The sequence below is a fragment of the Streptomyces rubradiris genome, from assembly GCF_016860525.1.
Lineage (GTDB): Bacteria > Actinomycetota > Actinomycetes > Streptomycetales > Streptomycetaceae > Streptomyces > Streptomyces rubradiris.
The window spans coordinates 14,094-27,108 of sequence record NZ_BNEA01000001.1; the positions used below are offsets into that span (position 1 = coordinate 14,094).

12 protein-coding genes and 1 pseudogene are annotated in these 13,015 nt (G+C 72.7%); 4 read left to right on the forward strand and 9 right to left on the reverse strand.

Annotation, left to right across the window (positions count from 1 at the left end):
* Positions 1-43 precede the first annotated feature (43 nt).
* The 3 genes and pseudogenes from Srubr_RS00040 to Srubr_RS00050 all read right to left on the reverse strand — a co-directional run.
* Complete coding sequence (locus tag Srubr_RS00040; protein WP_189991557.1) at positions 44-982, reverse strand: ACP S-malonyltransferase; 939 nt, start codon at positions 980-982, stop codon at positions 44-46.
* A gap of 35 nt (positions 983-1,017) precedes the next feature.
* Positions 1,018-1,914: a proline iminopeptidase-family hydrolase gene (locus Srubr_RS00045; RefSeq protein WP_189991559.1), complete on the reverse strand. Its 897-nt coding sequence runs from the start codon at positions 1,912-1,914 to the stop codon at positions 1,018-1,020.
* Between the two features lie 192 nt (positions 1,915-2,106).
* A pseudogene (locus Srubr_RS00050) lies at positions 2,107-2,277 on the reverse strand (MmyB family transcriptional regulator); the annotation flags it as partial.
* A gap of 298 nt (positions 2,278-2,575) precedes the next feature.
* On the opposite strand from Srubr_RS00050, the gene Srubr_RS00055 reads away from it, so the two are divergent.
* The 3 genes from Srubr_RS00055 to Srubr_RS00065 are packed head-to-tail and all read left to right on the forward strand — an operon-like array spanning position 2,576 to position 5,312.
* Complete coding sequence (locus Srubr_RS00055) at positions 2,576-3,808, forward strand: cytochrome P450 (RefSeq protein WP_189991561.1); 1,233 nt, start codon at positions 2,576-2,578, stop codon at positions 3,806-3,808.
* Between the two features lie 50 nt (positions 3,809-3,858).
* Entirely contained in the window at positions 3,859-5,094 is a 1,236-nt protein-coding gene (locus Srubr_RS00060) for a cytochrome P450 (protein WP_189991563.1), read from the forward strand.
* Complete coding sequence (locus Srubr_RS00065) at positions 5,091-5,312, forward strand: ferredoxin (RefSeq protein ID WP_373313386.1); 222 nt, start codon at positions 5,091-5,093, stop codon at positions 5,310-5,312. The genes Srubr_RS00060 and Srubr_RS00065 overlap by 4 nt, the downstream gene beginning before the upstream one ends.
* A 54-nt stretch (positions 5,313-5,366) precedes the next feature.
* Here Srubr_RS00065 and Srubr_RS00070 read toward each other — a convergent pair whose 3' ends face one another.
* The 6 genes from Srubr_RS00070 to Srubr_RS00095 all read right to left on the reverse strand — a co-directional run bounded on the left by Srubr_RS00070 (position 5,367) and on the right by Srubr_RS00095 (position 12,418).
* Entirely contained in the window at positions 5,367-6,236 is an 870-nt protein-coding gene (locus Srubr_RS00070) for an SDR family oxidoreductase (RefSeq protein WP_189991565.1), read from the reverse strand.
* Positions 6,233-6,988, reverse strand: a complete 756-nt coding sequence (locus Srubr_RS00075) for a thioesterase II family protein (RefSeq protein ID WP_189991567.1) — start codon at positions 6,986-6,988, stop codon at positions 6,233-6,235. The genes Srubr_RS00070 and Srubr_RS00075 overlap by 4 nt, the downstream gene beginning before the upstream one ends.
* A 123-nt stretch (positions 6,989-7,111) precedes the next feature.
* Positions 7,112-7,756 (reverse strand): response regulator, encoded by a 645-nt coding sequence (locus Srubr_RS00080; protein WP_030613371.1) that lies wholly within the window; start codon positions 7,754-7,756, stop codon positions 7,112-7,114.
* Complete coding sequence (locus tag Srubr_RS00085; protein WP_189991569.1) at positions 7,720-9,018, reverse strand: sensor histidine kinase; 1,299 nt, start codon at positions 9,016-9,018, stop codon at positions 7,720-7,722. Before Srubr_RS00085 ends, Srubr_RS00080 begins: the two co-directional genes overlap by 37 nt.
* Positions 9,019-9,104: 86 nt before the next feature.
* Positions 9,105-11,615 carry an FtsX-like permease family protein gene (locus Srubr_RS00090; protein ID WP_189991571.1) on the reverse strand — a complete coding sequence of 837 codons (2,511 nt, stop codon included), beginning with the start codon at positions 11,613-11,615 and terminating at the stop codon, positions 9,105-9,107.
* Entirely contained in the window at positions 11,615-12,418 is an 804-nt protein-coding gene (locus Srubr_RS00095) for an ABC transporter ATP-binding protein (protein ID WP_189991573.1), read from the reverse strand. The genes Srubr_RS00090 and Srubr_RS00095 overlap by 1 nt, the downstream gene beginning before the upstream one ends.
* Before the next feature lie 333 nt (positions 12,419-12,751).
* On the opposite strand from Srubr_RS00095, the gene Srubr_RS00100 reads away from it, so the two are divergent.
* A complete protein-coding gene (locus Srubr_RS00100) occupies positions 12,752-13,006 on the forward strand; it encodes a hypothetical protein (protein WP_189991575.1) in 255 nt (84 codons plus the stop codon).
* Positions 13,007-13,015: the final 9 nt, after the last annotated feature.

The following is a 13,015-nucleotide window of genomic DNA, read 5'->3' on the forward strand; positions in this document are numbered from 1 at the left end:
CGAGACGGCGCCGGGGTCGGGCGGCGCGAGACGGCGCCGGGGGTCAGGCGGCGGCGCGGGTACGGCGCCGGGGAGTCATCGCCAGCCGTGGCTGGGCCGCGACGACGTCGAACTGGCGGACGGTGCCGGGCACCCGGCCGAAGAGGCTGTCGGGTCCGGCGACACACAGCCGCCGGGCGCCGGCGTCCTTCAGGGCCGTGGTGACGCTCGGCCAGTCCATCGGGTGGTCGAAGCCGTCGAGGAGCATGGTGCGCAGTTCCTCGCCGGTGCGCAGCAGCCGGCCGTCCTGGTCGGCGACGACGGGGAGCCTGGGGTCGGCGAAGGCGTAGCGGGACACCACCTCGCGGGCGGCCTTCTCGCGCAGCGGCCGGAACGCCGAGGCGTGCATGGGGGGCCGCATGGTGTACAGGGGGAGGCTGCCGATGGCGCGCAGCCGCTCCTCCATCCAGCTCACCCGGTGTTCGGCGAGGGACACCATGAAGAAGCCGTCGTCGATGCGGCAGGAGATCTCGTGCCACTCCCCCGCCTCGTCCAGTTCGGCGAGGATCGCGTCGAGGCCGTCGCGCGGGGCGCGGACGAAGGACAGGGTGACGATGTCCCGGTGCTCGGTGGCGAAGTACTCCTCCAGGCAGCGGGCGATCTCGGCGGTGAGGCGGACGGCGTCGGGCAGTTCCAGCGCGCCGGTGTAGGCGAGGGCCGCCTTCTCGCCGAAGCTGGGCCCGGCGACGACGCCGGGTTCCACCCCGAGGTGTTCCTCGGCCCAGTGGGCGCAGGCCAGGCAGTTGACGAAGAAAGCGACCTGGGCGGCCTCCGAGTAGTCGCCCGGGGAGGTGCGGAAGGCGTCCACGAGGGAGTAGCCGAGGGCGTCGTCGGCCACGGCGACCAGGTCCCGGGCGATGGGGTTGGCCACCATGAACCTGCCCACCTCGGCGAACGGCACGGGTCCCATGCCGGGGAAGACGAGGGCGGTGTCGTGTGCCATGGCCGGTTCCCCTTTCACTTTCACGAACTGTCGATTCACAGGCACTTGAGGAAGTCGGTCAGCACCGCGCGGAACCGCTCGGGCTCCTCCAGGTGCGGAAGGTGGCTGGACTCCTCGAAGATCTCCCAGCGGGCTCCGGGGATCTCGTCGTGGTACGGCTGGACGACGGCCGGGGTGGCCTCGTCGTGGCGGCCGCTGATCACCAGGGTCGGGGTGCGGATGCGGTGCAGGTCGCCGACGATCGACCAGTCCTTCAAGGAGCCGATGACATGGAACTCATTCGGGCCGTTCATCGCGTAGTAGACCGTGGGGTCGTTGTAGATCTCCATGAAGGAGGACAGGAAGTCCCGGGGCCAGGGCGTCACCCGGCACACATGGCGGTCGTAGAAGACCCGCATCGCGGCGAGGTACTCCTCGCTGTCGTAGGTGCCGGCCGCCTCGTGCCGCCGCAGGGTGTCGTCCACCTCCGGCGGGAGCGCGGCCCGCAGCCGGGCCATCTCCTCCAGCCACATCGGGTACGAGGCGGGCGCGTTGGCGACGACCAGGCCGCGCAGGCCGGGCGGGGCGGTCATGGCGTGCCGGGCGCACAGCGGGCCGCCCCAGCTCTGGCCGAACAGCACGTAGTCGTCGGCGATCCCCAACCGCTCGATGAGGTTGGCCAGTTCGTCCTCGAACAGCTCGACGGTCCAGAATTCGGGTTCCCTGCCCGGGAGATGGGTCGAGCCGCCGTTGCCGAGCTGGTCGTAGTGGACGACGGGCCAGCCGTCCTCGGCGAGCCGGGCGAGCGGCAGCAGGTAGTCGTGGGTGCTGCCGGGACCGCCGTGCACGGCGACGACCGCAGGCCGTCCCGCGCCGAGTTCACCGGTCACCCGGTACCAGGTCCGGTACTCCCCGAAGGGGACGGTGCCCTTCGCGCTGGCTTCCGGGGACACGCTGATCACCTCTGCTCGCTGCGGGACGGAACGGCGACCGGGCGCGGACACCGGCCGGGACCGGAAGAGGGGGGCACGGTGCCGTCACCGCCTCCCCCGCACTCCGCAGCCGACGCTAACGGCCCCCACCCCGCCACCGGACCCCTAACCGCCCCTAGGCAGTGGACAGGGGGGCTGGGGGCGTACGGGGGTGGGGTGGTCGACGCGCTTGCGGTCGCCCCGGGGGACCCTGACCTCGTGCCGGGCCCACAGGGCGGCGAACTCGGGTGAGCGGGCGGTCAGGTCGGCGCTCAGGGTGCGGGCCTCGGCATCCTTCGCGTCCCGGCGTGCCGCGGCGGCCCGCAGGTCGGCGACGAACGCGCGGGGCGGGGCCGGGCCGCTCCACGGATCGACGCGAGGCGGGCGCCCGTCCGGGAGTTGCTCGCCACCGGCCGGCTACGACGGCGATCGCCGCGAAAGGCGCCACGCCCGCCCGGCCCCGCCCGGGACACCGGGCGTACCCCCGCACCCGGGACGGCCCGCCCCCTAGGGGCGGCTAGGGGTTGGGCCCCGCCGGGGTGGGTGCCTAGCGTGCCAGGGACGGCCGACAGCGCCGCACGGCGCCGCGTCCGGAGCATCCGGCGCCGGCGCGTCCCGCTCCCTCCCGTGCGAAGAGGACCTGATGACTGCACCTGCCGAACCGGCCGACCAGGCCGCGCCGCCGGACTTCCCGATGCGGCGGGCCTGTCCCTTCAGCCCGCCGGCCGCCTACGCCGAGCTGCGCGAGACCGCCCCCGTCTCCCGGGCCCGGCTGAAGGTCAACGGCAAGCCCGCCTGGCTCGTCACCCGGCACGACCTGTACAAGAAGCTGCTGGGCGACGAACGGGTCAGCGCGAACCTGAAGCTGCCCGGTTACCCCCTCCAGGTGCCGGTGCCGGACGAGATCCTCCAGTCGGTGCCGCTGACCTTCCTGTCCATGGACCCGCCGGACCACACCGTGCAACGGCGCATGCTGGCACCGGAGTTCAGCGTGCGCCGGATGCGCGAGCTGCGCGGCCGGGTGCGGCAGATCGTGGACCAGCAGATCGACCACATGCTCCGGAAGGGCGCGGACGGCCCGGTCGACCTGGTCACCGCCCTCGCCCTGCCGGTGCCCTCCCTGGTGATCTGCGAACTGCTCGGTGTGCCCTACGAGGACCACGGCCGGTTCGAGGAGTGGGCGTGGGCCATCATGAACCACGACATCAGCGAGGAGGACCGCGGCCGCGCCCACTACGAGCTGGACCAGTACGTGGACGGGCTGGTCACCGCCAAGGAGAGCGAGCCCGGCGACGACATGATCAGCCGGCTGATCGAGTTCAACCGGCGGACGCCGGCCGTGGAGCACTCCGACATCGTCAGCATGTCCAAGCTGATGCTGGTCACCGGGCACGAGACGACCGCCAACATGATCGCGCTCGGCGTGCTGGCCCTGCTGGAGCACCCGGACCAGCTGGCCGCCGTCCGCGCGGAGCCGGAGCTGATGCCGCGCGCGGTGGAGGAGCTGCTGCGCTTCTTCTCCATCTCCGACGCGGGCACCGCGCGGGTCGCCCTGGAGGACATCGAGCTGGGCGGGGTCACCATCCGGGCCGGCGAGGGAATCCTGCCGCTGAACAACGCGGCCAACCACGACCCCCGTGTCTTCCCCGACCCCGACCGCCTGGACGTGCGCCGCGAGGCCCGCAGCCAGCTGGCGTTCGGCTACGGCGTGCACCAGTGCATCGGCCAGAACCTGGCCCGCATGGAGCTGGAGGTCGTCTACTCCGCGCTGTTCGACCGGATCCCGACGCTGCGCCTGGCCACCCCGGTGGAGGAGCTGCGGTTCAAGGACGACGCGATCGTCTACGGCCTGTACGAGCTGCCCGTCACCTGGTGACGCCCCACCGCCCCGCCCCTCCTGTCGTCACCGACGTCCGAAAGGCAGTCATGACCCAGTCCGCCGACGCCCTGCCCGGGACACAAGCGCCGCCGGCGCAGTTCCCGTTGCGGCGCACCTGTCCGTTCGCCGAGCCGCCCGAGTACGCCGGGCTGCGCGCCGACGCCCCCGTCTCCCGCGCCGCCCTGAAAGTCAACGGCAAGCCGGCCTGGCTGGTCACCCGGCACGAGCACGTCCGGCAGGTGCTGGGCGACAGCCGGGTGAGCTCCAACCTCAAACTGCCGGGCTATCCGCACCAGTTCCACATCCCCGAGGAACTGCTGGCGCGGGTCCGGCTGATGATGCTGAACATGGACCCGCCGGAGCACACCGCCCACCGGCGCATGCTGATACCGGAGTTCACCGCCCGGCGGGTGCGGGAGCTGCGGCCGCGGATCCAGCAGATCGTGGACGAGCACGTGGACGCGATGCTGGCCGCGGGCGGCCCGGTGGACCTGGTCACCGCCCTCGCGCTGCCGGTGCCCTCGCTGGTGATCTGCGAACTGCTCGGTGTGCCCTACGAGGACCACGCGCGGTTCGAGGAGTGGTCGGCGGCGCTGATGAACCACGACCTGAGCCCACAGGAGTACGGGGCGGCCGTGCAGGCCCTGGACACGTACCTCGACCAGCTCGTCACCCTGAAGGAGAACGAGCCGGGCGACGACCTCATCAGCCGCTTCCTGGAGAAGAACCGCACCGAGCGGGTCGCCGACCACACCGATGTGGTGACGATGGCCCGGCTGATGCTGGTCGGCGGCCACGAGACGACCGCCAACATGATCGGCCTCGGGGTGCTGGCGCTGCTGCGGCACCCGGAGCAGATGGCCGAGCTGCGGGCCGATCCGGGCCTGCTGCCGAACGCCGTGGAGGAGTTGCTGCGTGTCTTCTCCATCTCCGACTCCGGCACCGCCCGGGTCGCGGTGGCGGACATCGAGGTCGGCGACGTCACCATCCGCGCGGGCGAGGGCATCCTCGCCCTGAACAACGCGGCCAACCACGACGAGTCGGTCTTCCCGGACCCGGACACCCTCGACATCCACCGCAAGGAGGCCCGCTCCCACCTGGCGTTCGGCTACGGCGTCCACCAGTGCATCGGCGCCACCCTCGCCCGGGTGGAACTGGAGGCGGTCTACGGCACGCTGCTGCGCCGCGTCCCCGGCCTGCGGCTGGCCGCCGAGCCGGAGGAGCTGCGGTTCAAGGACGACGCCATGGTCTACGGCGTCTACGAACTCCCCGTCACCTGGTGACGGCCGACCCGAACGGACTGCCCCTGATGCGTGTCTCCGCCGAACGCGACCGGTGCGTGGGCTCCGGCCAGTGCACGCTTTCGAGCCCAGAGGTGTTCGACCAGGACGCCGACGGCCTGGTCACGCTGCTGACCGGGGAACCGGCCGAGGAGCTGCGCGAGCAGGTCGTCCAGGCCGCGGACCTGTGCCCGTCGCGCTCGATCCGCGTGCACGACTGAAACCCGCGTGTCGGCGGCGGGACCGGACGACCCGGTCCCGCCGCCGTCGTCGTTCTACCGGGGGCCGGCGGGGCGGGGGCCCGCCAGCGACCCGGCCTGCTCCAGGAAGCGGGGCAGCCACTGCTCGTAGGAGACCCCGTCGAGGAACTCCAGCGCCGCCCGCGCGTCCGCGCCGACCACGGTGTGCAGGGGGGTCGCGGGGTCGTCGGCGGCGGCGAGCACCGCACGGGCCGCCTCGGCGCTGTCGGCGGCGCCCTCCGCGACCCGGGCGAGGAACCGGTCCAGCCAGGCGTGGTCCGCCGCGTACGGGCCGGTCCCGGGCGGCTGCCCGTCGGCCGCACCGGCCCGGGACGCGCGCTGGACGGCGGTGGCGAAGCTGCCCGGTTCGAGGCACACCACACGGATGCCGAACGGCTGGACCTCCGCGTACAGTGCCTCGCTGAGGGCGCCCAGGGCGGCCTTGCTCGCCGCGTAGAACCCGCCGTGCGGCACGGCGAAGGTGCGGGCGGCGAGCGAGGAGACGTTGACGATGACGCCGGAGCCCCGGGCGCGCATCCCGGGCAGCACGGCGCGGGCCAGCCGCAGCGGACCCCAGAAGTTGGTCTCGGACACGGTGCGGGCCCGGTCCAGGGGCATGGTCTCGGCCGGTCCGGTGCGGTCGACACCGGCGTTGTTCACCAGGATGTCCAGGGGTCCGTGCCGGTCCTGCACCGCGGTGACGGCGGCGGTGACGGAGGCGTCGTCGGTGACGTCCAATTGCGGGACGTCCAGGGTGAGTTCCTCCGCGCGGGCGCGCCGCAGCAGCTCCCCGGCGGTGGCGGGGTCGCGTACGCAGGCGTGGATCCGGTCGCCGCGCCGGGCGAACGCCAGCGCCGTCTCCAGGCCGATGCCGCTGCCGCATCCGGTGACGAGGACCGACCTCATGCCCGTACCGTCTTCTCCGCGAGCAGGCCGAGCACCTGCTTCTGATGGTTCGTCAGGTAGAAGTGGCCGCCGGGGAACACCCGGCACTCGAAGGCCGCTTCGGTGTGCCGGGACCAGGCGCGCGCCTCCTCCACGGTGACCTTGGGGTCGTCGTCGCCGACCAGGGCGACGACGGGGCAGCGCAGGTCCGGTCCGGGCTCGTAGAGGTAGGTCTCGGCGGCCCGGTAGTCGGCGCGGATGGCGGGCAGGGCCATGCGGATCAGTTCGATGTCGTCCAGGATGGCCGAGTCCGTGCCGCTGAGCAGCCGCATCTCCTCGATGAGCCCGTCGTCGTCGCGCAGGTGGACGGACTCGGCGCGCGGGCAGGAGGGGGCGCGGCGGGCGGAGACGACCAGCGCCCGCGCCACCACGCCGTGGTCGCCTTCCAGCCGGCGGGCGACCTCGAAGCCGAGGGTGGCGCCCATGCTGTGGCCGAACAGGACCAGGGGGCGGTCGGTCCACGGCAGCAGTACGGGGGTGAGGCGGTCGGCCAGTTCCTGGATGCTCGTCGCGCAGGGCTCCTGGCGGCGGTCCTGGCGGCCGGGGTACTGCACGGCGAGCACGTCCACGGATTCCGGCATGCCCGCCGAGACGGGGTGGTAGAAGGTCGCCGAGCCACCCGCGTGCGGCAGGCACACCAGCCTGGCCGCCGCGTCCGGGCGGGGATGGTAGCGGCGTATCCAGAGACGGTCCTGCTCGGCGAGCGTGGTCATGGGGCGGGCGTTCCCTTCCTGGGGGGCGGCTGCGCCGCGCGAGGGGCGCGGACGGGCCCCAGCAGTCTCACGCGGGCGGGGCACCCCCGGCCACCCCTACCCGCCCCACCTCCCCGCTCCCGCTCAGGCGTTGAGATAGGCGAGCACCGCGAGGACCCGGCGGTTGCTGTCGCTGGACGGCGGGAGCATCAGCTTGGTGAAGATGTTCGAGATGTGTTTCGCCGCCGCGCCCTCGGTGATGGTGAGCCGCTGGGCGATCGCGGTGTTGGAGCAGCCCTCGGCCATGAGTTCCAGCACCTCGCGTTCGCGGGCGGTGAGGGCGGCCAGCGGTTCGTCCCGGGAGTGACTGGTCATCAGCTGGGCGACGACGGCGGGGTCCATGGCGGTGCCGCCGGCCGCGACCCGGCGTACGGCGTCGATGAACTGCTCGTCGTCCAGGACGCTGTCCTTGAGCAGATAGCCGATGCCGCCGGTGCCGTCGGCCAGCAGTTCGCGGGCGTACATCTGCTCCACGTGCTGGGACAGGACGAGGATCGGCAGGCCGGGGCGTTCGCGCCGGGCCCGCAGGGCGGCCTGGAGGCCCTCGGTGGTGAAGGTGGGCGGCAGGCGTACGTCCACGATGGCCACGTCGGGCCGGTGGTCGGCGATCGCGGCGGCGAGGTCCGTGCCGTTGTCGACGGCGGCGGCGACCTCGAAGCCGTACGCCTCCAGTAATTGGATGATTCCCTGCCTCAGGAGGAAGAGGTCTTCGGCGAGGACAACGCGCACGGCAGCTCCAGCTTGATCACGGTCGGTCCGCCCGGAGGGCTGTTGATCTCCAGGACGCCGTCAAAGGATGCCAGCCGCCTGCGGATGCCCTCCAGACCGCTCCCGGCCGAGGCGTCGGCGCCACCGCGGCCGTCGTCGGTGACCCGGGCGTGCAGGGTGTCGTCCGCGCGCCAGGCGACGACCTCGACCCGCTGGGCGTCGGCGTGTTTGAGGGCGTTGGTGAGCAGTTCGGACACGGCGAAGTAGACGGCGGACTCGACCGGGTCGGGCAGCCGGCCCGGCAGGTCCACCACCACGGTCACCTCCAGCGGGCTGGCCAGGCCCAGGGCGCGCAGGGCGTCGGCCAGGCCGCGTTCGGCGAGGACCGGCGGGTGGATGCCGTGGACCAGGTCGCGCAGTTCGCGCAGGGCCTGCACGGAGGAGCTGCGGGCCTGCCGCAGCAGCCGGCGGGCCTCCTCCGGGTCCTGGCCCAGCTTCCGGTCGACGGCGCCGAGTTGGAGCCCGAGGCTGACGAGCCGGGCCTGTGCACCGTCGTGCAGGTCGCGTTCGATGCGGCGCAGTTCGGCGGCCTGGATGTCCAGCGCGCCCGACCGGGTCTCCGACAAGTGCCGCACGCGTAAGGCCAGTTGCGAGCCCCGGGTCGGGCCGAGCAGGAACTTGACGAAGTAGGCGTACCCCTTGAGCACCAGCGGGGAGAGCAGCAGCCAGCCGGTGAGCACGACGAGCGCGAGCAGGCCGGCGGCGAGCGCGGCCGGCTGGCTGCCGACGGTGACGAAGGCGTACCAGCGGGCCGTTCCCCCGTCCGCGAGCGGCCGCCACAGCCCGCAGGCCAGGAACAGCCCCTCCCCCGCGTAGTAGAGCAGGGCGGCCGGTACGAAACCGGCGAGCCCGACGACGGAGTTGAGCAGCAGCCACAGCAGGTCCCGCCAGGTCGCGGGGTCGGCCAGGATCCACTTGCAGCGGCGCGTCCAACCGACGATGTCCCGCTCGATCTCCTGGGGTTCGGGCCGGTAGGGCCGCTCCACCGGGACGCCGGAGCGGGCGGCGGCGCGCCGGTTGAGGTCGCACAGCCACCGCACGGCCCGGGTGAGGTACGGCAGCGCGAGGAACCCGATGCCGATCACGCAGATGATGACGAAGTAGGTGGTGGTGACGAAGAGGACGACCGACAGCAGGGCTCCGGTGGCGATGGCCACGCCGACCAGGGTGTCCAGGGCGGCCCGGCCGAGACGGCCGCGCCACGCGACCGGCACAGTCTTCATGCGCTCATGTTCCCATCCCCGGCCGCCGGTCGTGCCGGGGCCGTCCCCGCCCGGGGGGAGCGGGGACGGCCCGGCGTGGGCGTGGCTCACGCGGCCTTCACCGTGTCCACGGCGGGGCTGCGCATGCCGCGCCAGGAGGGCAGCAGCGTGGCGCCGAACACCAGCAGCAGGGACCCGCCGACGATGGCGAGGTAGATGCCGAGGGATCCGGAGGGCAGGTACGAGCCGCTCTTGACGAGGCTGTAGGGGACGATGGTCGTCGCGGAGGCGAGGGTGCCGAGGACGGTGGCGACGACACCGATCAGTACGCCCTCCACGGTCAGCATGCCGATCACCTGGGCGCGGGTGGCGCCGGTGAGCCGCTGGAGGCCGAACTCCGCGCGCCGTTTACGGGTGACGGACACCAGGGTGTTGACGACGGTGATGGCCGCGTAGCCGACGATCATGGCGACGATGGTGTAGTTGGCGGACACCAGGATCTGCTGGATCTGGTTGTTCCGGCCGGCCAGGGAGGAGCTGTCGTCCAGTTCGGTGCCGGGCACCCGGGCGGCCAGCGCGGCCAGCCGGTCGTGGACCTCGGTGCCGGTGCCCCGCGCGGCACGGACCAGGATCTGGTGCGGCAGCCCGTCACCGGTGTGCGGGGCGAGGGTGGCCGCGGGCAGGGTCAGGTACTGCTGCTTGGGATTGTCGGTGTAGAGGGCCACGACGGTGGGCCGTAGCGGAGTGCCGTCGCCGAGGCGCAGCGGCAGCCGGTCGCCGACCCGTACCCCGTACTCCCGGGCCTTCTTCTCGGACAGGGCCACGGTGTCGCCGCGCAAGCCGCCCAGGGAGCCGGCGACGACGGGCAGGTCGAGGCTCTGGCGCACCCCTTCCGCGGAGACTCCGCGCAGATCGGTGTCCACCGGGCCGCCGGGGCGGTCCACGAAGCCCCGGCTGGTGACGAACTCGGAGGCCGCTGCCACCCCGGGCGTGGCCCGTACCGTGGCGACGACGCCGGGCGCGAAGCCGCCGGTGGTGGAGTCGAGGACGTAGTCGGCGAGGATGTTCGCGTCGTAGGAGGTCCGCGAGACGTGGTTCTCGGTGGACTGCATGTACAGGGTGCCCGTGGCGATGCCGATGAGCAGGACGATCGGTGCGACGGCGCCCGCCATGCGGACGTGGGCGGTGGCGGCGTTGCGCAGCGCCAGTTGGCCGGAGAGCCCGGACAGGGCCCGTACGGGCGGTCGCAGCAGCGCCACCATGGCCTTGGTGAGGCCGGGCGCGAGCAGGGCGAGGCCGACGCAGAACAGCACGGAGGCGGGTCCGGCGGTACTGGCGAGGGTGGGGCCGTCCTCCATCACGGTGGCGGTGGCGATGGCCAGGCCGATGCCGTTGGCGAGGAAGAACAGCGCGAGCAGCAGCCGGGGCAGGCTGAACCAGCGGCCGGCGGCGGTGGCTTCGGCGAGGGCGGCGACCGGTTCGGTGCGGGCGGCGCGCCGGCCGGCGAACCGGGTGGCGCCGGCCGCGGCGAGCACGGTGACGGCGGCGCCGACGGCCATCGGCAGCGGGCCGGCGTGGTAGGTGATGGCGGGTGCCACCACGCCGCTGGAGGTCAGCACCTTGAACAGCAGCCGCCCGATGGCGTATCCGGGCGCCAGGGCGAGCAGGACGGAGGCCACCGACAGCACAGCCGTCTCGGTGAGGATCATGCGGCGCAGTTGCTTCGGGGTGGAGCCGACGGCACGCAGCAGGGCCATCTCGCGGGCGCGCTGCTGGAGGGAGAGGCCGAGGGTGGAGGCGACGCCGAACATGACGATCAGGACGACCGAGGAGCCGAAGACCGCCGAGAGGATGACGACGGTGCGCCGGCTGGAGAGGGTGCCGGGCAGCTCGGCCAGTCCGCGGCGCTCGCCGGTGAGGACCTCGGCGCGGTCGCCGACCTCGGCGCGCACCGCGTCCGCGACGGCGGCGGCGCTCGTGCCGGACTCGGGCAGCACGGCGACGGAGTCGATCCGGCCGCCCGCGAGGGCGCGGGCCCGGTCGTCCGTGAAGAACACGGCCGCGTCGGGGTTGTGGTCGCCGCGCTGTTCGGCGATGCCGCTGACCCGGAACGTGCGGGCGGTGCCCTGGACGACGATGTCCACCTGGGAGCCGGGTCGCACGCCGGCCCGCCGGGCCAGTCCGGCGTCGAGTACGGCCTCGCCGCCGGTGACGGGGGATCTCCCGGCGGCGAGGGTATAGGGGGTGAGCCGGGCGCTCGCCCAGCCGTGGCCGTACGACGCGGACCTCTCCGTCAGCGGCTTGCCGTCCTTGAGGACGGTGGCCGGGAACGTCACGTCGGGCACGGCCGCGCGCACTCCGTCGGCCCGGGCCACCTCGCCGGTCAGGGCGGCGTCGATGCGGTGCCGTTCGGTCAGCGCGCCGGATTCGTAGGTCTGTTCACCGGTGACGACGACCGGGGCCTCGCGCAGGCGCTGCGGCGCCGCGGCCATGCGGACGCCGGTCTCCATCAGGCCGCCGCAGCCGATGACGATGGCGGCGCCGAGGAACATGGCGAGGAAGGTCGCGACGAAGCTCGTCCGGCGGAACTTCAGGGTGCGCAGTGCCAGGCGCCACATCAGTACCGTCCTCCCGAGTGCTGCGGCGCGCTCTGCCGCTGGGTGTCGTCCTCCCAGGCGCCGAGCCTGGTCATCCGGGCGGCGACGGCGTCGGCCGTGGGCCGGTGCAGTTCGCCGGCGAAGGCGCCGTCGGCGAGGAAGACCACGCGGTCGGCGTAGGAGGCGGCGACCGGGTCGTGGGTGACCATGACCAGGGTCTGGCGGGCGGTGTCGACGGATTCGCGCAGCAGGCCGAGCACGGCGGCGGCGGTGCGGGTGTCCAGGGCGCCGGTGGGCTCGTCGGCGAAGACGACGGCGGGGCGGGTCACCAGGGCGCGGGCGATGGCGACGCGCTGCTGCTGGCCGCCGGACAGCTGGGCCGGCAGGTGACCGAGCCGTTCGGCGAGGCCCACGCGCTGGACGACGGTGCGGATCAGGGCCCTGTCGGGCCGCTGTCCGGCCAGTTGCAGCGGCAGCGTGATGTTCTGCATCACCGTCAGCGCGGGCAGCAGGTTGAAGGACTGGAAGATGAAGCCGATCCGGTCCCGGCGCAGCTTGGTCAGGTGGGTGTCGTCCAGTCCGGCGAGGTCGGTGCCGCCGACGGTGACCGTGCCGGAGCTGGGCCGGACCAGTCCCGCGGCGCAGTGCAGGAAGGTGGACTTGCCCGATCCGGAGGGGCCCATCACGGCGGTGAAGGTGCCGTCGGCGAAGCTCATGGTGAGCCCGCGCAGCGCGGCCACCTGGCCGTCTCCCCGGCCGTAGGTCTTCGACACGGCGTCCAGCCGTACCGCCTCCGTCCGGCGGAGGTCGTGTGAAGTGTGCACTGGGGCTCCCTCGGGGGATGACGCGTCTCTCACGCGTTGTCTGGGGACCAGATTAGGAACGGCGAGGCCGCGGCACATTGGCATTGTCCGCCCGGTTCGAGGTAGAGGTTTCTCTACCTTCCCGGTCCAGGTTTCATCAGGATTCCGGTGACCTGTGTACGGCGGTCTCTCCATTTTTGTGCAGGGGTGACGCCATTTTTGTGCAGAGCTGTCACCACCTTGCCCGCATATCTGGCTCCCCCGGGAAAGGGCCGATTGCCACCCGTGTCCCGGGGCGTGACTGCGGGTACGGTCGGAACCGACCGGATAAATCCACGATAGATGGGACGTCCCATGGCCAGGAGGCCTGATCATGAGCTGACCGCGAGCGTCCGGCCCGATGGTTATCTGGAGCTGTTCTGCCGGCGCACCGGGAAGCGCCACCGGTGCGGTCCGCGCGGTACGACGATGTGGCTCGCGCTTCAGCGCGGCGACTGGCAGCCGGAATTGGCGGCGGACGAAATCGCCGCGCGATCAGGGGTCGACCCGGACAGTATCCGCTGCGATATCGAGGCATGGGCGTCGCATTTCCGCGAGGTCGCCGAATAAGGGAGATAT